Below are 18,719 nucleotides of genomic sequence, written 5' to 3' on the forward strand. Positions count from 1 at the left end.
GCAGCTTATTTTCCGTTGGCCAATTCGCCGTACACCACCTGGCCGCGGAAACCGCGCCGCACCTGCTGGAACAGCTCGCGGAACGCCGGGTAATCCTGCGCCTGGCACAGCGCTTCCTTGCCGCGAATGGCGTTCACTTGCAGCTGATGATTGACGATCACCTGCTGCCCGTCGCGTCGCCACGCCACGCGATAGTCGCCCGCCGCATTGCGGAACTGTCTGTCTTGCGGAATGGCGATGATCGGCACGTTGGCCGGCAGCTGCAGACGGTAGGTTTCGTCGTAGCGCTGTGCGCTGCAGTAGAACGGCGTTTCGTTGCCCGGCGCCGCCGTGGTGGTATACAGCGTGCGGAACGATTTGCCGCCGGGCGGATTCGGCAGGGTCATGCCGCCCACCACGCCGAAATCGACGTAGTCGTCTGCCTTGAAGCGGAAGCGGTAACCGAACTGTTTTTTGAGATCCAGCGGATCGCTGTTCATCGCCACCTCGCCGCTGCCGTCGATGCCGGAGGCGGACATGATCGACGCTTCGGCCTGCGCCCGGTTCTGCCGGTTGATCTGCGAGAAGTAGCCCCGCAGGTCAATCTCTTCCACTTCGCTCAGCCGACGCTCGGTTTGCCCGTGCAGATTGCCCGCTTTGTCGAACACGAAATCGACGCTCAGCGCGCTCTTGACCGGCTGCTCGTCGCTGCCCGGCGTGCGCGCCAGCTTGGCGTCGCGCGTCAGCAGCACCGGTGCCCCCAGGTCGCCTTCCGGCAGTTGCCCGAACCGCGCCCACGGATTGGTGGAGTCCAGGTACAGTTTGAATTCCGGCACGTAGGTGATGGCGTGGTTAAAGCGGCTGAGCAGCGGCACCTTAGGCAGTATCGGGCCTTCGTCCATGCCGATCAGCACCGGCGAGCTTGCAATGCCCTTGGCGGCGAGCAGCGCCTCCAGGATCACCACGTGGTCCTTACAGTCGCCGTAGTGGTTGTCGAGAATGCTCTGCGCCGAATTCGGCTCCAGCCCGCCGTTGCCCAGGTACACCGCCACGTAGCGAATGTTTTGCGCCACCCAGCGATAGAGGGCCTCCGCCTGCTCGCGCCGATCGCTGATGCCGGCGGTGATGTTGTCCGCCAGCGCCTGAATGCCCGGCGTCACCTGCGCCGCCGCGCCGGCCTTCAGCTGGTAGGCCTTGGCCAGCTGCGGCCACTCGCGGTAGGTGCTGGCCATGATGGTCGGGCTGAAGGTCCAGCTGTCCGCCGCCCAGTTTTGTGATTTCATCGGCGTGCTGCGCGAATAATGCCAGCGCCAGTGCGCCTGCCCGTCGCGGATCTGCGGCTGGTCCCCGCCTTCCACGCCGCGCGTGAAGATATGCATCGGCAGCCTGGCCGGCGCCTGCAGGGTCACTTCGGCGTCGTCGAACTGATCGAAAACGCTGAACGTCTCCCACAGGCCGAAATAGTCGGGGAAATACGGGGTGTTTTGCGTGCGGCGCAGCTCATACACCACGCGCGATCCCGGCGCCAGGTTGGAGAACACGATGACGCGCACTTTGCGGTCGGCATACAGCGGCGCCGTGGCGCTGGAGTAGCTTTCCTGGGTATAGATGCGATCGGGCGCCACGTCGTGGCGCTGGCCGTCGGCGGTCAGCGTGTAGGCGGCGACCACCTCCAGCGTTTCCATTTTTTCGCTGTAGCTCAGGCGGATCTGGCTGAATTTCTCGACCGCCGCCTTGGTCTTCAGCAGCATTTCGTAGCTTTCCGTTTTCACGTTGGTGGCGTTGGCGTTGACGCGGTAATCCGCGCGATAGCGTACGAAGCTGAAATCGTTGTTGGCCGTGTCGTTCTGGCCCTGATCCGCCGCGGCGGGCGGTGCAACGGCCAACACGGTGGCCGGGTGCGTTGCCGTCAAACCGGCGAATAACAGCAGGGAAGGAATAGCGATTTTCATCTTCGGTCCTTGAAGGGCAATAAACGGCGACGCCGGGCTACGCGCCCGTCCCGGCGTCAAAACAGGCGGGCACACTAATATAATTGAGAATCATTTTCAATAAACGGACCTTCAACGCCGGAGCTACCCCTGTTCGATCAGCATCACAGCGGTGGTCTCCGGCTCCAGCGCCTCGAAAACGTGCTCGCGATCGGCGGAGTAGCTGATGTAATCGCCGGCGCTCAGCTCCAGCGGCTGGTCCGCCGGCCCGAGGCGCGCCCGCCCGCTGCTGATGATCACATGCTCGACGGTGCCGGGGGGATGCGGCCGGGAAAGTTTGGCTTCGCCGGGCTGCACCCGCAGCCGATAAATGTCGCGCTGCGCCCCCGGCGGGCAGGTGGCCAGCAGCGTAGCGGCGTAGTTGCCCTGCTCCGACAGCGCCGGCGTGCCTTCATGGGCGCGGATCACTTGCACCTGCCTGCTCGGCTGTGAAATCAGCCGGCTGACCGGCACGTCCAGCGCCATCGCCAGCGCCCACAGCGTTTCCAGGCTGGGATTGCCGCTGCCGGCTTCCAGCTGCGACAGCGTGGATTTGGCGATGCCCGCACACTTCGCCAGTTCGGTCACCGACAGGTTCAACCGCTCCCGCTCGCGGCGGATTGCCGCCGACAGCAGGCCGATAGGCGTGATGTTCTGCATCCGATCGTCACTCATTGTTCGCTATACCACCCATTTGTTCGGCTTGACGAACACTCGTGTTCGTGTTCATCATAATGTTCGATTGTTCATTTTAATGATTAAGCCGCTTCACCACAAGTACGGCCAGGCAACGAAGGAAACAACATGAAAACGAAAACGCGCGGTGCAGTGCAAATGATCCTCGCCATGACCATCTCCGGCACCGTGGGGTGGCCGGTGCTCGTTTTGGGGCAGCCGCCTGCGACGGTAGTGTTTTGGCGCTGCGCGTTCGGCGCGCTGGCCATGCTGGCGACCTGCGCCGCACTCGGTCAGTTGAAACAAGGCGCGATCAACCGCCGCCAGCTGGCCTTCGCCATTCTGGGGGGGATCGCCCTGGTGCTCAATTGGACGCTGCTGTTTGCCGCCTATCAGCATGCTTCGATCGCTGTCGCCACCGTCACCTACCACGTTCAGCCGTTCATGTTGGTGGCGCTGGGGGCGCTGCTGTTCGGCGAAAAACTGACGGCCGATCGGCTGGGCTGGCTTCTGCTGGCGTTCGCGGGGATGGTGTTGATCGTCGCCGGCCGGCAAAACGGCGGCAGCGGCGATGGCTACCTGCTCGGCGTGGCGCTGGCGCTGGGCGCAGCCCTGATGTACGCCATTGCGGCGGCGATCGTCAAACAGCTGGCCGCGCTGCCGCCGCAGCTGATCGTGTTGATTCAGCTGACCGTCGGCGCGTTGGCGCTGGCGCCGTTCGCCGGCCTGGCTACGCCGCCTGCGGCCCCCCTCGACTGGCTGCTGCTGGCGACCCTCGGCCTGGTGCATACCGGTTTGATGTCCACGTTGCTATATGGCGCCATTCAGAAGATCCCCACGGCCCTGGTCGGCGCCCTGTCGTTCATCTACCCGGCGGTGGCGATCGTGGTGGACTGGGCGGTGTTCGGCCACCGCCTCAGCCTGCTGCAGCTGCTGGGCACGCTGGCGATCCTGGGCGCTGCGGCGGGCATGATGTTCTATAAACGCCCATTCAATCTCAGCAGCAGCCGAACCTGCCGTCGTGAGACAGAAAAATAAGTGAGCATAAACGAATGCCGAAGGCGTTTTATGTCTAACCTTATTATCGATGCCGCCACTCAGCCTATTTAATCCATTCTAATTATTAAGCATGGAAATAATTAGAATATTTACCTTGCGCGTGGAGAAATATCAATATGAGCAATACCGGTGAGACATTAATCAATGCCATCGTCAGCAATAATTCTCTGATGGCAATAAATAATTGCCCTGGCGTTCCCGCCCAAATGAGCCGGGCCGTTTATGGCAAAACGCAGGACGATAGCGGGGCCGGAACCACGATCGAAAATAACCGTGACATGCAAAAGAATATCAATATCGCGCTGGGGTTCTCTGGGGCGAACTCGGAAACCGCCGTTTGGCATTTCATGATTGGCCCGCCCGTCCACCATTTTGTGGTGATCCCCTGGTACCAGCATACGGCGCCGCACGGACGGGTTTACACCGTATTTATGGCCTACGAGAACCGGTATTCGGTTGGCGGCTATGTTCAACATACGCCGCCGGCGCCTTCTGCGGTGAAAGGCTACCGTACCGTCTGGAGCGTGACCGACCTGGGGCAGATGTTTAGCGATTTGTTGACCAGCGCCACGGCGTGGCAAACCTATTTCGGTGCGGTGGACGCAGCGCAGGCCAATAAAATAACCTATTGGAAATATAAGGTAACGTCTTTAGATTCCGCCGTGGCCAACGTCAATAAATACCGCTAATCCCATACGGCGGGCAAGCTATGCACAATAAGGCATTCGTCTTGCGCCCGGCGCGGTGCTATTTATTTAAACCGTGTAGGGTAGAAGGAGTGTTCTATGTGGCATCACCGCCTGCAACGGCGCATCCGTTTCAGCTACTGGAACGAACTGTGCGTCGCAAAAAAATAAGGGAAGGCGCAAGCCTTCCCTTTTGTCATTCACCGTTCAGATTAGAAACGGTCGGTTTTTACCACGTCGTCGAACGGCAGTTTGCCGATGCGCGGATAAGGTTGCCTCGCCGCCTTACCGATGGCGACCATCAGCGCGATCTGATAGTGCGCCGGTTTGTTGATGATTTCGCCCACGGCGTCGAAATCAAACCCGTCCATCGGGCAAGAGTCGTAGCCCTGCGCCTTGGCCGCCAGCATCAGCGTCTGGGCGAAGATGCCGCTGCTGCGCATCACTTCGTCGCGCTGCACCTGTGGCTTACCGCGATAATACTGATCGACGGCCGGGATCATGAACTGCTGTACCGGCTCCGCCGCCTCGGCCCAAACGTTTTTTACCTGTGACTCCCAGCTCGACAGATCGCCGCACAGCACGACCAGCATCGATGCGTCGGTCACCTGCGCCTGCCCCCACGCCGCCTCGCGAATTTTCTCGCGCTGAGCGCGATCTTCGATCAGCAGCGGGCGCCAGTGCTGCAGGTTAAAAGCGCTGGGTGCGCCCTGCAGCGCGATAGTCAGCAACGCTTTTTTCTCTTCGAGCGTCATCACGTGCTGCGTATCGAACTGCTTGGTGGCGCGGCGCTGGCGGATTGCGTCTAACGTATTCATTTTACTGCCTCTGTCCATGTGAAAGGCCCTATTGTCGCCAACGCGGCGCGCCTGTCCAGCCCTCGGCGGCTATTTCTGCGCGGTTTCGGCGCGCAGGCGGCCGACCTGCGCCGCCAGATCGGGCCACGGCGCCTGACCGGCGTAGTGCTGCCGCAGGTAGTTGAGCAGGATGGCGATCTGCGCGTCATCCAGGTTATGGCGGAAGCCCGGCATATAGCCCAGTTCGGCGTTCGCCGGCCGCTGTATGCCATCCAGCACCACGCGAATGGCGTTGTCCGGCGCCTCGGCAAACAGGTTGGTGTTCAGCGCCAGAGACGGCCGCACTCCTGCCATCTGCGCGCCTTTTTCCTGCGCATGGCAAGCCATGCAGGCGCCGGAAAACAGCCGCGCGCCTTGCGAGCTCAGGGGCTCCACCTGCCGTTCCGCCTGAGCATTCAACGCGGCCGCCGTCGCGCTCGCCGCCGTTTCAGGATGATAGCTGCGCAGATAGACGGCGATCGCCTGCAGATCGGCCTGCGGCAAGCGGGACAACCCTTCTTCGATCACCGGCGCCATCGGGCCGGCGGCCACGCCGTGGTTGGCCGAGTAGCCGGTACGCATAAAATCGACCAGATCCTGCTGCGTCCAATCGAGCGGCGCAGGCGAGCGGCCGGTCAACGCCGGCGCCGTCCAGCCTTCCGCCACGCCGCCGGCCAGGTGGTCGCTACCGGTTTTCTCGCCGAACAGCACGTTGCGCGGCGAGTGGCAGGCGCTACAGTGCCCCAGCCCTTCGGCCAGATAAGCGCCGCGGTTCCAGGCGGCGCTTTGGGCCGGGTCTTCCTGCATCGCGCCCGGCGTCAGGAACAGCAGGTTCCAGGCGAAGATGCCCTGGCGGATATTGAACGGAAAGTGCAGATCGGTGGCCGGCGGCCGGGAGTTGACCGGCGGCTGCGACATCAGGTAGGCGTACAGCGCCTGCAGATCGTCGTCGCGGGTGCGGGTAAAGGCGGTATAGGGAAACGCCGGGTAAAGGTAGCGGCCCTGGCGATCGACGCCGTGGCGCATGGCGCGTTCAAACGCCGCATAGCTCCAGCTGCCGATGCCGGTTTCCACGTCCGGCGTGATGTTGGTGGTGTAAATGGTGCCGAAGGGGATCTCCATCGCCAACCCGCCGGCGTTGCGCTCACCGCCCGAACGGGTGTGGCACACCGCGCAATCGCCGAGATCGGCCAGCGTTTTGCCGCGCGCGATCTGCGCCTCGCTGAAACTGTGCGTCGCATCGGCGGCGAGCGGCGCGATTTCCGGTTGCCAGCTGGCGACAACGCCGGCCACCACAACGGCGATCGCCGTGAAGCCACCCCACCCGACGATTTTTTTCATCTTACTCATCTTTGCTGTCCTTGTTCGTTACGGGGGGTTAATGGCCGGCCTGAGCGCGCAGCGCGGCGAGCACCCGCGCCGGCGTAAACGGCACCTCGCGCAGCCGCACGCCGAGCGCGTCAAACAGCGCGTTGCCGATCGCCGCGGCACTCGGCACCGAGGCGGATTCTCCGGCGCCCATCGGCGCTTCCTCCGGACGGTCGATCAGCTGGATATCGATCTGCGGCAGTTCGTCGAAGCGCAGGATCGGGTAGCCGCCCCAGTCCAATGACGTCACCCCCGTCTCGTTGAAGGTCACAAACTCTTTCAGCACCCGGCTGGCGGACTGGATAATGTTGCCGTGCACCTGATGGCGCACCCCGGCCGGGTTGATCATGCGGCCGCAGTCATGCGCCACGAAGATTTTATCGAGCGTGATCTGCCCGGAGCGGCGGTTGACGCTGAGATCGCACACCCAGGCCGCCCAGGCGGCGCCGAAGCCGGGGAACTTGCTGTGGAAATAGCGCGCGTAGGCGAAGCCCCGGCCGCTCACCACTTCGGCGCCGGCGGCGCGCGCCCGGTGCGCCGGGCCGTCTTGCCAGTTCGCCTGCCGTTTCAGGGCTTCAATCAAGGCCACCGCACGCGGATCGTTCAGATAGCGCAAACGAAACGCGATCGGATCCTCGCCGGCGCGCCAGGCCAGCTCGTCGATCCAGGACTCATGGGCGAACACGTTGGGCAGCGCCGAAACGCCGCGCATCCACGAAGCCCGCACGATCGGCGCGGCGTCCTGGCAGACCACCCGCATGTGCGGATACTCGTATTGCGGAATGGCGGTGCGATCGCCCATCTGCTGCACGTCGGCCCGGTTGGCCACTTTGCCGGTCAACACCAGCGGCAAGGTCACGGCATTGTTGGAGGGATAGCTGGTTTTCAATTCGTAGGCCGCCACCCGGTTTTGCGCATCGAGGCCGCCGCGCACCCGGATCAGCTGGCCAGTGCCCTTCGGCTCCCAACCGGATTCCTGTTCGCGCATCAGCTGCACGCGCACCGGTCGGCCGGTGGCCCGCGCCAGCAGCGCCGCGTCCGCCGAGACGTCGTCGGCGCAGTTGCGGCCATAGCAACCGGAAGCCTCCATGCGGGTGATGTGCACCTGCCCAGGCGGCAGCTCGAGCAGCCTGGCGATATCTTTGCGCAGATCGTGCGGGTTTTGCGTGCCGGACCACACCTGCGCCCGCCCGTCTTTGACCTCCGCCACCGCGCAGGAAGGGCCGATCGAGGCGTGCTGATGGTAAGGCCAGACATAGTCGGCCTGCACTTCGGTATGCAGAGCCGCCAGCGCGGCGTCCGTGCCCGCGTCGTCGCGCAGCACGCGGTCGGTTTTCGGGTTGGCCTCCAGCGTGACGGACAGCGCTTCCGGCGACAGATCCGGCAACCCGGCCCAGGGTTGCCAGGTGGTTTTCAGTTGGCGCATGGCGGCGATTGCCTGCTCCTCGCGCTCGGCCACGATGCCGATGAAATCGTTGATCACCACCAGTTTCACGATGCCCGGCAGGTGCGCGATCGAGCTTTTATCCACCGACAGCAGGCCACTGCCCAACGGCGCGCTGCTGTCGGCGCCTGCGTATGGCGGGCGCACCACGCGGCCATGCAGCATGCCGGGCAAGCGCAGGTCGTGTACGTAGGTCAGCCCACCGCTGACCTTGGCCGGAATATCGACCCGGGGCACGGCGCGGCCCACATACTGGTTCTGCCGTTCACTGTTCAGCTGCACGTTTTTATCCAGCATCACGTGCAGATTTTGCCCGCTCGCCAGCTGCGCATAGCTCAGCGATCGCCCTGGGTTCCCGGTCACAAATACCTGCCCCGCCGCCGCCGTCAGCTGTTCGGCCGGCAGTTCGAAGGCTTTGGCCGCCAGCGCCGTCAGCAGGTGCCGCACCTGCGCCGCCGCCTGTCGCAGCGGCACCGACGTCACCTGAAGGGTGGCGCTGGCGATGGTCGGCCCCTGATCCGGCGTGCGTTGCGTATCGCCAAGGATCATCGTGACTTGCTCGAACGGCACGCAAATTTCATCGGCGACGATCTGCGCCAGCGCGGTGCGAATGCCGGTGCCCAGATCGACGTGGCCATTGAACGCCGTCACCCGGCCGTCGGCGGTGAGGCTGATAAAGCTGTCCACCCGATCCAGCGGCAGCTCGGCGGGCGATGCAACCGCCTCGGCGGCGAAGGCGTTAAACGACGCGGGCAGCAGGCTACTGACCATTACCACACCGCCGGCCTGCAGCAGCTGGCGGCGGGTCAGTTCGAGGCGGCTCATGCTTGCCTCCGCGCGGCCAGCAGATCGCGGGCGCGCTCGGCGGCATGCAGGATCTCGATATGCGTGCCGCAGCGGCACAGGTTGTAGGCCAGCTCTTTCTTGATGGTTTGTTCGTCCGCCTCCGGCTCGCGCTCGAACAGCGCGACCAGCGTCATGATCATGCCGTTGGTGCAGTAACCGCACTGCGCCGCCTGCTCATCGATAAACCCCTGCTGCACCGGATGCAGCGCCTCCGGTGTACTCAGGCCTTCGAGCGTGGTGACGGATTTTTTTCCTACGGCGGACAGCGGCATTGAGCAGGAGCGTGCGGTGACGCCGTCGATCAGCACCGTGCAGGCGCCGCACTCCCCCAGGCCGCAGCCGTATTTGGGGCCGTTCAATTGCAGATCGTTGCGTAAAACGTACAGCAGCGGGGTGTCGGGCGAGATATCGCCGAGTGGAACCACCCGGCCGTTAACATTGATTTCCATGGTGAAACTATCCCTTAAGCAAACGGATTTAATCCGTAACATCACTGCGATGAATAATTGTGCAGCGTGCTAATAATTATCATCAAAAGACTTGATAATGTTAAGGGAATGTAGCCGCCATGGCTTTAACGAAAAGTGGGTATTTTCTATAAATTTCCTATAGATAAGCCTGGTTTTATGATTGCGCGCCGTGATTATTGGCGTTCGTCAACGCGGCCTCGGCGCCGTCGACCAACAGCCGGAGGCCGGCTTCGAACAGCGCGTCTGCCCCCTTGTCCTGCAGCTTTTCCCAGCCTCCACACAGCAGCGGGTAGCGCCGGCGATCGGCTTCGTTCAGCGCATCATCGGGCTGCATTTGCTGCTCTTCCAGCACCCAACCCACCACAAAACGCCCGACGGCGAACAGCAGATTAACGGCGTGTTCCGGCGTAAAGCCCGCCCGGCACAGCTGCGCCACCTTGGCCTCGATGATGGCGAATTGCGGTTCCTGCGGCCGGGTGCCGGCGTGCAGGCGCGCCCCGTCGCGGTAAGCCAGCAACGCGCGGCGGAAATTGATCGCATTGGCGGTCACCCAGGCCTGCCAGGGCATGTCGGCGGGCACCTCTTCGCGGTGGTCCAACATGATGGTTTCCGCCATCGCCTTCAGCAGCTCGGCCTTGTTTTTGAAGTGCCAATAGAGCGTGGGGGATTGCACGCCCAGATGCTGCGCCAGGCGGCGGGTGCTGAGGGCATCGATGCCGATGTCATCCAGTAACGCCAGCGCCCCGCGCAGGACCGTTTCACGCGTTAAACGCGTCGCAGTATTTTTTTCGCTCATCTCTCTATCACTGATAGGGTAACTGTGGAATACTCCATACTCTATCACTGTTAGAGTCACAATTTTGAAAAAAACCATGCTGGTTATTTTGTTGACGGTGTTGCTGGATGCGGTGGGCATCGGTCTGATCATGCCTATTCTACCGGCGCTGTTGCGCTCGCTGGGCGGTCTCGATGCCGGCAGCGTGCATTACGGCGCCCTGCTGGCGGCCTATGCGTTGATGCAATTCCTGTTTTCGCCGATCCTCGGCGCGCTGAGCGATCGTTTCGGGCGGCGGCCGGTGCTGTTGATTTCGCTCGCCGGCGCGGCGGCCGACTACCTGCTGATGGCGTTCGCGCCGACGCTGGCCTGGCTCTATCTGGGGCGGTTGCTGGCGGGCATCACCGGTGCCAACATGGCGGTCGCCACCGCTTACGTCACCGATATTACCCCCGCCGGCCAGCGCGCGCGGCGTTTCGGCCTGGTGGGCGCGGTGTTCGGCGTCGGCTTTATCGTCGGCCCGCTGCTCGGCGGATCGCTGGGCGAATGGCATCTGCATGCGCCCTTCCTGGCGGCGGCGGTGATGAATGCCCTCAACCTGGTGATGGCGTTTTTCCTGCTGCCCGAATCGCGTAAATCCCGCCCCCGCGCCGCCGAGAAAATGCGCCTTAATCCCTTCTCGTCATTGCGTCGGCTGCACGGCAAGCCTGGCCTGCTGCCGCTGGCCGGCATTTATCTGGTTATGGCGCTGGTTTCGCAGGCGCCGGCCACGCTGTGGATTTTATACGGTCAGGATCGCTTCGGCTGGAGCATGATGGTGGCGGGCCTGTCGCTGGCCGGCTACGGCGCCTGCCACGCGCTGTCGCAGGCCTTTGCCATCGGCCCACTGGTCGCGCGCCTTGGCGAGCGCAAGGCGCTGCTGATCGGCCTGGCCGCCGACGCCGTGGGCCTGGCGCTGTTGTCTGTCGCCACGCGCGGCTGGGCGCCGTTCGCCCTGCTGCCGTTCTTCGCCGCGGGCGGCATGGCGTTGCCCGCACTGCAGGCGCTGATGGCGCACAAGGTGGACGACGATCATCAGGGCGAGCTGCAAGGAACGCTGGCCAGCATGGGCAGCCTGATCGGCGTCGCGGGGCCGCTGGTGGCGACGGCGCTGTATGCCGCCACGCGCGATGTCTGGCCTGGGCTGGTGTGGGCGTTGGCCGCCGCCCTGTACCTGGCGGTGCCGCCGCTGCTGGCACGCTCACGCGCCAGGGATGCGGCGCCATAACTTTGCCGTTCTTTAACTTTAGAAAGCAGAAACCGGCATTTTGCCGCCGGGATCCGCTGACCTATGCTAAACCGGTGTGATGAAACCCGTTTTCATGGCATGTCTTCCGGAACGTTTTGCTTTATTTGTTCGTCGTGAACCCTGGGCCGCGCCTGACTGGTGCGGCTTTTCTTTTTGCCCGGCAGTGCCAGCGGCGGTGAATTTTGCTATGTTAACCCGCAGATAAGCTTCCCGTTTTCAGCCGCCGGACCGACTCATGTTTACCCATAAAGCAATCGCCGAGCTCAACGCCCTGGAGCTGATGGTTTATACCTACGTCAGCAAACACAAGAATCAAGTGATGTACATGACCATCCGCGAGCTGGCCGAGGCCGCCGGCGTGTCCACCACCACCGTGCTGCGGTTTTGCAGGAAAATGGGCTGTGACGGCTATTCGGAATTTCGCATCCGTTTCAAGCTGTACCTGGAACAAACCGATGCGCCGCCGGCCGATTCCGGCATCGGCGAAATCCTCAGCTTTTTTAAAAGCGTCAGCAACGAAGAGTTTAATCAGCTGATCGATCAGGCGGTGCACCATATCGCCGCCGCCGAGCGGATTATTTTCGTCGGTATCAGCACCTCAGGCGCGTTGGGGAAATATGGCGCGCGCTTCTTTTCCAACGTCGGGAAATTCAGCACCCACATCGACGATCCTTATTATCCCGTCAACAGCGACATGTATAAAAACGCGGTGGCGATCATGCTGTCGGTCACCGGCGAAACCGAAGAGATCCTGCGGCTGGCCAGCCAGTTCAGCCTGCATCACTGCAAGATCATCAGCATCACCAACAACGAAACCTCTTCGCTGGCGAGGCTGGCGGACTTCAACCTCTCCTACCACGTTCCGCAGCATTTGATCGGCGGGCATCACAATATCACCACGCAGATCCCCGTACTTTACATTATTGAAACCATCGGTAAACGGCTCGGGCATATTAATTCGGCAAAATAAAACAGGCTGTTTTTTTATTGTGACAAATCACTTTCCACGGTGATTTGTTATATCGTGACATTTCTTTCGGTCTTGCTACTCTATTCTCAACGCAGCGTTATTACCCTTCATTAAATAAACCGATGAGACATTGACGATGAAACAGTTGCCGAAGGATTTTCTGTGGGGGGGCGCGGTTGCCGCGCACCAGGTTGAAGGCGGTTGGGATCGGGGCGGCAAAGGGCCCAGCATCGCCGACGTGCTGTCCGGCGGCTCGCACGGCGTGGATCGCGTGATGACCGACGGCGTGCTCGAGGGCTATCGCTACCCTAACCACGAAGCGGTGGATTTCTACGGCCGCTATAAGCAGGACGTGGCGCTGTTCGCCGAGATGGGCTTCAAATGCTTCCGCACCTCGATCGCCTGGACGCGCATCTTCCCGAACGGCGACGAAGCGACGCCGAACGAGGCCGGCCTGCAGTTTTACGACGATCTGTTCGACGAACTGTTGAAATACGGCATCCAGCCGGTGATCACCCTGTCCCACTTCGAAATGCCTTACCATCTGGTGAAGGCCTACGGCGGCTGGAAAAATCGCCGGGTGGTGGAGTTCTTCGTGCGCTTCAGCGAGGTGGTGATGCGCCGCTACCGCGAAAAAGTGAAGTACTGGATGACCTTCAACGAGATCAATAACCAGAGCAACTACCGCTATCCGCTGTTCGGCTACTGCTGCTCCGGCGTGGACTACACCCAGGAAGACAACCCGGAACAGGCGCTGTATCAGGTGCTGCACCACCAGTTCGTCGCCAGCGCGCAGGTGGTCAAACTCGGCCATCAGATCAACCCGGAATTCAAGATTGGCTGCATGCTGGCCTGCGTGCCGTTCTACCCGTATTCCTGCAAGCCGGACGACGTGATGTACGCCGTCGAGGCGATGCACCAACGCTATCTGTATACCGACGTGCAGATGCGCGGCTACTACCCAAGCTACCTGCTGCGCGATTGGGAACGCAAAGGGCTGAAGATCGAGATGCAGCCGCAGGACGCGCAGATCCTGCGCGAGGGCTGCACCGACTACATCGGCTTCAGCTATTACATGAGCAACGCCCTGCAGGCTAACGCGGTGGACGGCAGCGACGGCATGTTCGGCTTCCCGGGCAACGTGCCCAACCCGCACGTCAAAGCCTCCGACTGGGGCTGGCAGATCGATCCGGTCGGGCTGCGCTATTCGCTGAACGTGCTGTATGAACGCTACCAGAAGCCGCTGTTTATCGTGGAGAACGGCTTCGGTGCCTTCGACAAAGTGGAAGCGGACGGCCGGATCAACGATGACTATCGCATCGACTATCTGCGCGCCCATATCGAAGAGATGAAGAAAGCGGTGATTGAAGACGGCGTAGACCTGATCGGTTATACGCCGTGGGGCTGCATCGACTGCGTGTCGTTCACCACCGGCGAGTACAGCAAACGCTACGGCTTCATCTACGTCGACAAGCATGACGACGGCACCGGCACGCTCGAGCGTTCGCGCAAGAAGAGCTTCGACTGGTACCGCCGGGTGATCGCCAGCAACGGCGAACAGCTGTAACCGCACGGCAGGCAATCAGGGGCGATTTTCGCCCCTTTTTACTGCGCCTTATTCCGCCGCCTGCCCGGCGGCGAGATACTTCGCCATTTCCGCCGGCGGCACCATGCCGCCACCGGTCGCCCATACCAGGTGCGTCGCCTGCGCCAGACTCTCGGCGCTGATGCCTTGCTCGCTGAGCGCCTTCGCATGGGCTGCAACGCGCCACGGCCCGGCCATGCCGGCCAGCGCGGACGGCTCCAGCTGAAGATGCTCGTGCTTGTCCAACAGCCCGAGCAGCGCAAACATCTCTTCGTCGCTCAGGGTGTAAAACACGCTCAGCAGGCGCTCCATCGCCCGGCCGACAAAGCCGGAGGCGCGCCCCACCGCCAGCCCGTCCGCCGCGGTGCGGTTGTCGATGCCGAGATCCTGCACCGCAATGCCGTCATGCAGCCCGCTGTAGACGCCGAGCAGCATGCAGGGCGAATGGGTCGGTTCGGCGAAAATACAGTGAACGTGATCGCCGAACGCCAGCTTGAGGCCAAACGCCACGCCGCCCGGCCCGCCGCCGACCCCGCACGGCAGATACACGAACAGCGGGTGCTGCGCGTCCACCACGATGCCCTGTTCGGCGAACTGCCGCTTCAGGCGGCCGCCGGCCACCGCGTAGCCGAGGAACAGAGTTTGCGAGTTTTCATCATCGATAAAGAAACAACGCGGATCGTTCGCCGCCTGCTTGCGCCCCTGCTCGACCGCCACGCCGTAATCTTCGGCGTACTCCACCACCGTGACGCCGTTATCGCGCAGCTTTTGCTTCTTCCACGCCCGCGCATCCGCCGACATGTGCACGCTGACGTCAAACCCCAGCCGGGCGCTGATGATGCCGATGGATAATCCCAGATTGCCGGTCGATCCGACGGCGATGCGGTACTGGCTGAAGAACTGACGAAATTCGTCGGAAAACAGCCGGGCGTAGTCGTCGCCGGTCTGCAGCAGCCCCGCCTCCAGCGCCAGCGTCTCCGCGTGCGTCAGCACCTCGTAGATGCCGCCGCGCGCCTTGATTGAGCCGGAGATCGGCAGATGGCTGTCCTTTTTCAGCAGCAGCTTCCCGCCAAGCCGCAGCCCATAGCGCCGATCCAACGCCTGCTGCATGGCGGGGATCGCCACCAGCTCGGATTCGATGATCCCCCCAGTGGGCTGGGTTTCGGGAAAGGCCGCGGCGAGATAAAGCGCGAAGCGCGCCAGGCGCTGCTCCGCTGCGGCGACGTCGGCGGCGGTCAGGCCGACATGGGGCAAGCCTGCGGCCAGCGTTGTCGCACGCGGATTGAACCAGGTGATAGGCTCGAGGGCGACCAGTCGTTGCAACAGCGGATGCTGCGCAACCCACGGTTGAATCTGTGATTTTTGCATAAATGTCCCTGACTGATTTGGCGTTGCCGTCACCATGCCGCGAACGCCGGCGGCTGACAAATGATAAATACTGAACTTGAGGTGCAACAGATTGATGCAAGCGCGGCGCTAGCCGGCCGCGACGCCAAACAGCATGCCGACGCCGGAGGAAACCGCCATCGCCAGGGCGCTCCAGATCAGGATACGCGCTACGCCCGGCAAGATCGGCGCACCCCCGGTTTTCGCGGCGATACCGCCGAGAATGCCAAGGGAAATCAGCGCCGATGCCACCAGCGCCGGCCGCGTCCAGGCAACCGGCACCCACAGCGCCACCAGCAGCGGCAACAGCGCGCCGAGAGAGAAACTGAGGGCCGATGCCAACGCGGCCTGCAGCGGCCGGGCGCGCGTGGCGGCGGAAATGCCCAGTTCGTCGCGCGCGTGGGCCTCCAGCGCATCATGCGCCATCAGCTTTTCCGCTACCTGCCGGGCCAGCGCCGGGTCCAGCCCGCGATGCACGTAGATAGACGTCAGTTCGCGGAACTCCCCCGGATAGTCTTCGAGCAGCTCCGCCTGTTCCTCGGCCAGCGCAGCCTTCTCGGTGTCCGCCTGCGACGACACCGACACGTACTCGCCGGTGGCCATCGACATCGCGCCCGCCACCCACCCGGCGACGCCGGCGATCATCAGCGCGGAATGCGAGGCGCTGGCCGCCGCCACGCCCAGCAGCAGGCTGGCCGTTGAGACGATGCCGTCGTTGGCGCCGAGCACCGCCGCCCGCAGCCAGCCGATGCGTTCAATACTGTGCCGCTCTCGATGCATCCTTTCTCTCCCACGTTCTCTTTCCGCTAGTCCCGCGCCGCCGCTTCCAGGCCGGCGATGTCGATTTTGCCCATCAGCAGCATCGCTTCCGTGACCCGCCGCACGCGCGCGGCGTCGGGGTCGTTCATCAGCTCGGTCAGGCGCCGCGGCACGATCTGCCAGCACAGCCCCCAGCGTTCGCGCAGCCAGCCGCACTGCTCCGCCTCGCCGCCCTCGCTCAACGCATCCCACAGCCGGTCAACCTCCGCCTGATCGTCGCATTCCACCATCACGGAAAAGCTGTGATTGAACGGATCCAACGGCCCGGCCTCGATCGCCGCATAGCGCTGGTCACCCAGAGTGAAGGAGGCCAGCTTCACGCTGCCGGCCGGGCCGCTCGGCGTATCCGCCGGCAGATCGGAAAACCAGTTCACGGACGAACCGGGGATCAGCGCGACGTAGCAATTCAGCGCCGCCTCCATGTCTTTTTCAAACCACAGATGTTGCGTAATTCTGGCCATCGGCGCCTCCTTCAGGCATCGAGGATCGGCGCGAACCCGCCAAAGATCATGCGTTTGCCGTCAAACGGCATCTCGCCCAGCGCCTTCATGCGCGGATCGTTCATCATTTTCTGGTTGGCGGCGTCGCGCACCGCCTTGGAGGGGTACTCTATCCAGCTAAACACCACCACTTCGCCCTCCTGCGCCTTTACCGCGCCGCGAAAGTCGGTGAGTTTGCCGTCGGGCACGTCATCGCCCCAACACTCCACGATGCGCGTGGCGCCAAACTCTTTGAACAGCGGCGCCGCAGCGGCCGCCAGCCGGTGATAAGCCTCCTTGTTGGCGGCCGGCACCGCCACCACAAACCCGTCTACGTATTTCATCCTGGTATCCTCTTGTCTGATTAAGGACAGTCGGTTCAGCACGGGCGACGTTGCCCGTGCCCCCTACCAGTTTAGACGGCGGGCGCGCGGCCCGGATCGGAAGTTCAGCAGCCCGGATCGTTCGGCGGGTAAGATTCCGGCGTGGCGACCCGATTACGGCCGGCATTTTTCGCTTTGTATACCGCCAGATCCGCCAGTTTGAGCAGGTCGGCCAGGCTATGGCCGGAACCGCCCGGGCAGGTCACCATGCCGATGCTGACGGTGATCTGCAGCGGATGGCCGGCCGGCATGGTGATCGATTCCGCCTCAATGCGTTGCCGCAGCCGTTCGGCCAGCTGCAACCCCTGCTGCGGCTGGCCGAGCGTCGAGACGATGGCGAACTCTTCGCCGCCCATGCGGCCGAACAGATCGTTGACGTTCAGATCGGCGGCGATCGCACGGGTAAACGCCATCAGCGCCTGATCGCCACCGGCGTGGCCGAAACGGTCATTGATCGATTTGAAATAGTCGATGTCGAGCATCATGACGCACACCAGCTCGCCTTTCTGATCGATCACCCGCTCGCCGCGCTGCATAAACGCATTGCGCGTCAGCACGTGGGTCAACGCATCGTGATTCGCCACGTGCTCCAGCGTGCGTAACAACGCGTTGCGCGCATAGTTCATGCTGGCGACGGCGATCGGCCCCAACGCCAGCAGCGCGATGCCCAGGCGCATGGATACCGCGTTCTGCAGCACCTTCATGTCGAGCGTGGTGCTAAGCAACCCGAAATCGATCGCCAGATGGCACCACAGCACGTAAACCAGCACCGCGATCATGGTGCTGAACAACGAAAAGGACATCGCCAGCCACAGCAGCACCGGCATCGGGAAGATCACCGCGCCGGGGCCGCCGATCAGCACGCTGCAGACCGCCGCCAGCGCCAGCAGCGCCAACACCGCCAGTTTCCCCCCCGCCTGCGGCCATTGGCTGCGCTGTATCAACATGGCGCAGGCCGCGCGCAGGCGATGTCGCCAATCGGCGGGAAACACCAGAATGAACGGCATCAGCGTGACGTAGTTGGTGAATTCAGATGAGAACCACAGCGCCAGGGAGGTCAAATAGGGCCTGCCGAACAACCACTGCGAGGCAACGGCCCCCACCAAGCCGGTAGCGGCGGCGGCGGCCAGGCAGATACCGAACAGATACATGCTGGACGCGCCGCGTTGCAACATTCGCGCCGGCGGCGACAGCCGCATGAACAGCAGATAGCCCACCACCACGCCGGCCAGATTGGCGGCGTTCAGCAGCAGCGCTTTCTCCAACGCACTGCCGGTCAACAGATCCGCCGCCAGGTAGCCCAGCACCGCCATCCCCCAGCCGGCGCGCGTCGCCCACTGCGGGCGGCGCACCAAAACGGCCAGCAGCACGGCGTTAGCCGGCCAGAATATCGCCAGAAAACTGCCGGGCCGGCTCACGATGCCCAGCAGACACAGCGCGAACACCAGCAAAAAAATGCTGAGCGCGGGCCAGATTTTCCGGGTATCGGACAACGAGGTGGTTTGCATCTTGGATCCAGAGACTTCCGCTAGCGTAAGGTGACAGTCTTTGCGTGTCACAACCGTCGACGATGAGGAGAAGATAAACGGCCGACCCGCCTATTATTGCCAGTTTTGCCGGTCCGGACACCTGTTTATTCATCAAGGAAAAATATATTTGTGTATCAATATATTGACGACAATCGCCTATCTGGCGCAGAAA

Annotated in this window: 17 protein-coding genes; 5 read left to right on the forward strand and 12 right to left on the reverse strand. The window is 62.7% G+C overall.

Annotation, left to right across the window (positions count from 1 at the left end):
* Positions 1-5: 5 nt before the first annotated feature.
* Both ACJ8QI_RS08375 and ACJ8QI_RS08380 read right to left on the reverse strand, forming a co-directional pair.
* Positions 6-1,931, reverse strand: a complete 1,926-nt coding sequence (locus ACJ8QI_RS08375; protein ID WP_442532353.1) for a DUF3857 domain-containing protein — start codon at positions 1,929-1,931, stop codon at positions 6-8.
* A 123-nt stretch (positions 1,932-2,054) separates the two neighbouring features.
* On the reverse strand, positions 2,055-2,609 hold the full coding sequence (locus tag ACJ8QI_RS08380; protein ID WP_442532354.1) for a helix-turn-helix domain-containing protein: 555 nt from the start codon (positions 2,607-2,609) through the stop codon (positions 2,055-2,057).
* A gap of 144 nt (positions 2,610-2,753) precedes the next feature.
* On the opposite strand from ACJ8QI_RS08380, the gene ACJ8QI_RS08385 reads away from it, so the two are divergent.
* Both ACJ8QI_RS08385 and ACJ8QI_RS08390 read left to right on the forward strand, forming a co-directional pair.
* Complete coding sequence (locus ACJ8QI_RS08385; protein WP_336843542.1) at positions 2,754-3,662, forward strand: DMT family transporter; 909 nt, start codon at positions 2,754-2,756, stop codon at positions 3,660-3,662.
* A 137-nt stretch (positions 3,663-3,799) separates the two neighbouring features.
* Positions 3,800-4,372: a hypothetical protein gene (locus ACJ8QI_RS08390; protein ID WP_442532355.1), complete on the forward strand. Its 573-nt coding sequence runs from the start codon at positions 3,800-3,802 to the stop codon at positions 4,370-4,372.
* 209 nt (positions 4,373-4,581) lie between these two features.
* Here ACJ8QI_RS08390 and ACJ8QI_RS08395 read toward each other — a convergent pair whose 3' ends face one another.
* The 5 genes from ACJ8QI_RS08395 to tetR form a co-directional block, all read right to left on the reverse strand.
* Positions 4,582-5,187: a nitroreductase family protein gene (locus tag ACJ8QI_RS08395; protein ID WP_442532356.1), complete on the reverse strand. Its 606-nt coding sequence runs from the start codon at positions 5,185-5,187 to the stop codon at positions 4,582-4,584.
* Positions 5,188-5,256: 69 nt separating this feature from the next.
* Positions 5,257-6,555, reverse strand: coding sequence for a c-type cytochrome (locus ACJ8QI_RS08400; RefSeq protein WP_089185996.1), 1,299 nt, complete (start codon positions 6,553-6,555; stop codon positions 5,257-5,259).
* A gap of 28 nt (positions 6,556-6,583) precedes the next feature.
* Positions 6,584-8,842 (reverse strand): molybdopterin cofactor-binding domain-containing protein, encoded by a 2,259-nt coding sequence (locus ACJ8QI_RS08405; RefSeq protein ID WP_442532357.1) that lies wholly within the window; start codon positions 8,840-8,842, stop codon positions 6,584-6,586.
* Positions 8,839-9,312, reverse strand: a complete 474-nt coding sequence (locus tag ACJ8QI_RS08410; protein ID WP_442532358.1) for a (2Fe-2S)-binding protein — start codon at positions 9,310-9,312, stop codon at positions 8,839-8,841. Before ACJ8QI_RS08410 ends, ACJ8QI_RS08405 begins: the two co-directional genes overlap by 4 nt.
* A gap of 175 nt (positions 9,313-9,487) precedes the next feature.
* Positions 9,488-10,129, reverse strand: coding sequence for a tetracycline resistance transcriptional repressor TetR (gene tetR / locus ACJ8QI_RS08415; RefSeq protein WP_442532359.1), 642 nt, complete (start codon positions 10,127-10,129; stop codon positions 9,488-9,490).
* A gap of 76 nt (positions 10,130-10,205) precedes the next feature.
* Between tetR and tet(41) the strand changes: the two genes are divergently transcribed.
* The 3 genes from tet(41) (at position 10,206) to ACJ8QI_RS08430 (ending at position 13,933) form a co-directional block, all read left to right on the forward strand.
* Positions 10,206-11,375 carry a tetracycline efflux MFS transporter Tet(41) gene (gene tet(41) / locus ACJ8QI_RS08420; RefSeq protein ID WP_442532360.1) on the forward strand — a complete coding sequence of 390 codons (1,170 nt, stop codon included), beginning with the start codon at positions 10,206-10,208 and terminating at the stop codon, positions 11,373-11,375.
* A 256-nt stretch (positions 11,376-11,631) separates the two neighbouring features.
* Entirely contained in the window at positions 11,632-12,366 is a 735-nt protein-coding gene (locus tag ACJ8QI_RS08425) for a MurR/RpiR family transcriptional regulator (protein WP_308344429.1), read from the forward strand.
* Positions 12,367-12,496: 130 nt separating this feature from the next.
* On the forward strand, positions 12,497-13,933 hold the full coding sequence (locus tag ACJ8QI_RS08430; protein WP_087762786.1) for a 6-phospho-beta-glucosidase: 1,437 nt from the start codon (positions 12,497-12,499) through the stop codon (positions 13,931-13,933).
* A 48-nt stretch (positions 13,934-13,981) separates the two neighbouring features.
* Here ACJ8QI_RS08430 and ACJ8QI_RS08435 read toward each other — a convergent pair whose 3' ends face one another.
* From ACJ8QI_RS08435 to ACJ8QI_RS08455, 5 genes are all read right to left on the reverse strand, one after another.
* A complete protein-coding gene (locus ACJ8QI_RS08435; protein ID WP_442532361.1) occupies positions 13,982-15,319 on the reverse strand; it encodes a D-serine ammonia-lyase in 1,338 nt (445 codons plus the stop codon).
* Positions 15,320-15,427: 108 nt separating this feature from the next.
* The gene (locus ACJ8QI_RS08440) at positions 15,428-16,117 is read right to left on the reverse strand and encodes a VIT1/CCC1 transporter family protein (protein WP_038871544.1); all 690 of its coding nucleotides are present in this window, start codon (positions 16,115-16,117) and stop codon (positions 15,428-15,430) included.
* Between the two features lie 26 nt (positions 16,118-16,143).
* Positions 16,144-16,617, reverse strand: coding sequence for a VOC family protein (locus tag ACJ8QI_RS08445; protein WP_442532362.1), 474 nt, complete (start codon positions 16,615-16,617; stop codon positions 16,144-16,146).
* 11 nt (positions 16,618-16,628) lie between these two features.
* A complete protein-coding gene (locus tag ACJ8QI_RS08450; protein ID WP_038871540.1) occupies positions 16,629-16,979 on the reverse strand; it encodes a DUF1428 domain-containing protein in 351 nt (116 codons plus the stop codon).
* 104 nt (positions 16,980-17,083) lie between these two features.
* On the reverse strand, positions 17,084-18,526 hold the full coding sequence (locus ACJ8QI_RS08455; protein ID WP_142109928.1) for a GGDEF domain-containing protein: 1,443 nt from the start codon (positions 18,524-18,526) through the stop codon (positions 17,084-17,086).
* Positions 18,527-18,719: the final 193 nt, after the last annotated feature.

It is taken from the genome of Serratia sp. CY84636, from assembly GCF_052166245.1.
GTDB classification, from domain to species: Bacteria; Pseudomonadota; Gammaproteobacteria; order Enterobacterales; family Enterobacteriaceae; genus Serratia; species Serratia nevei.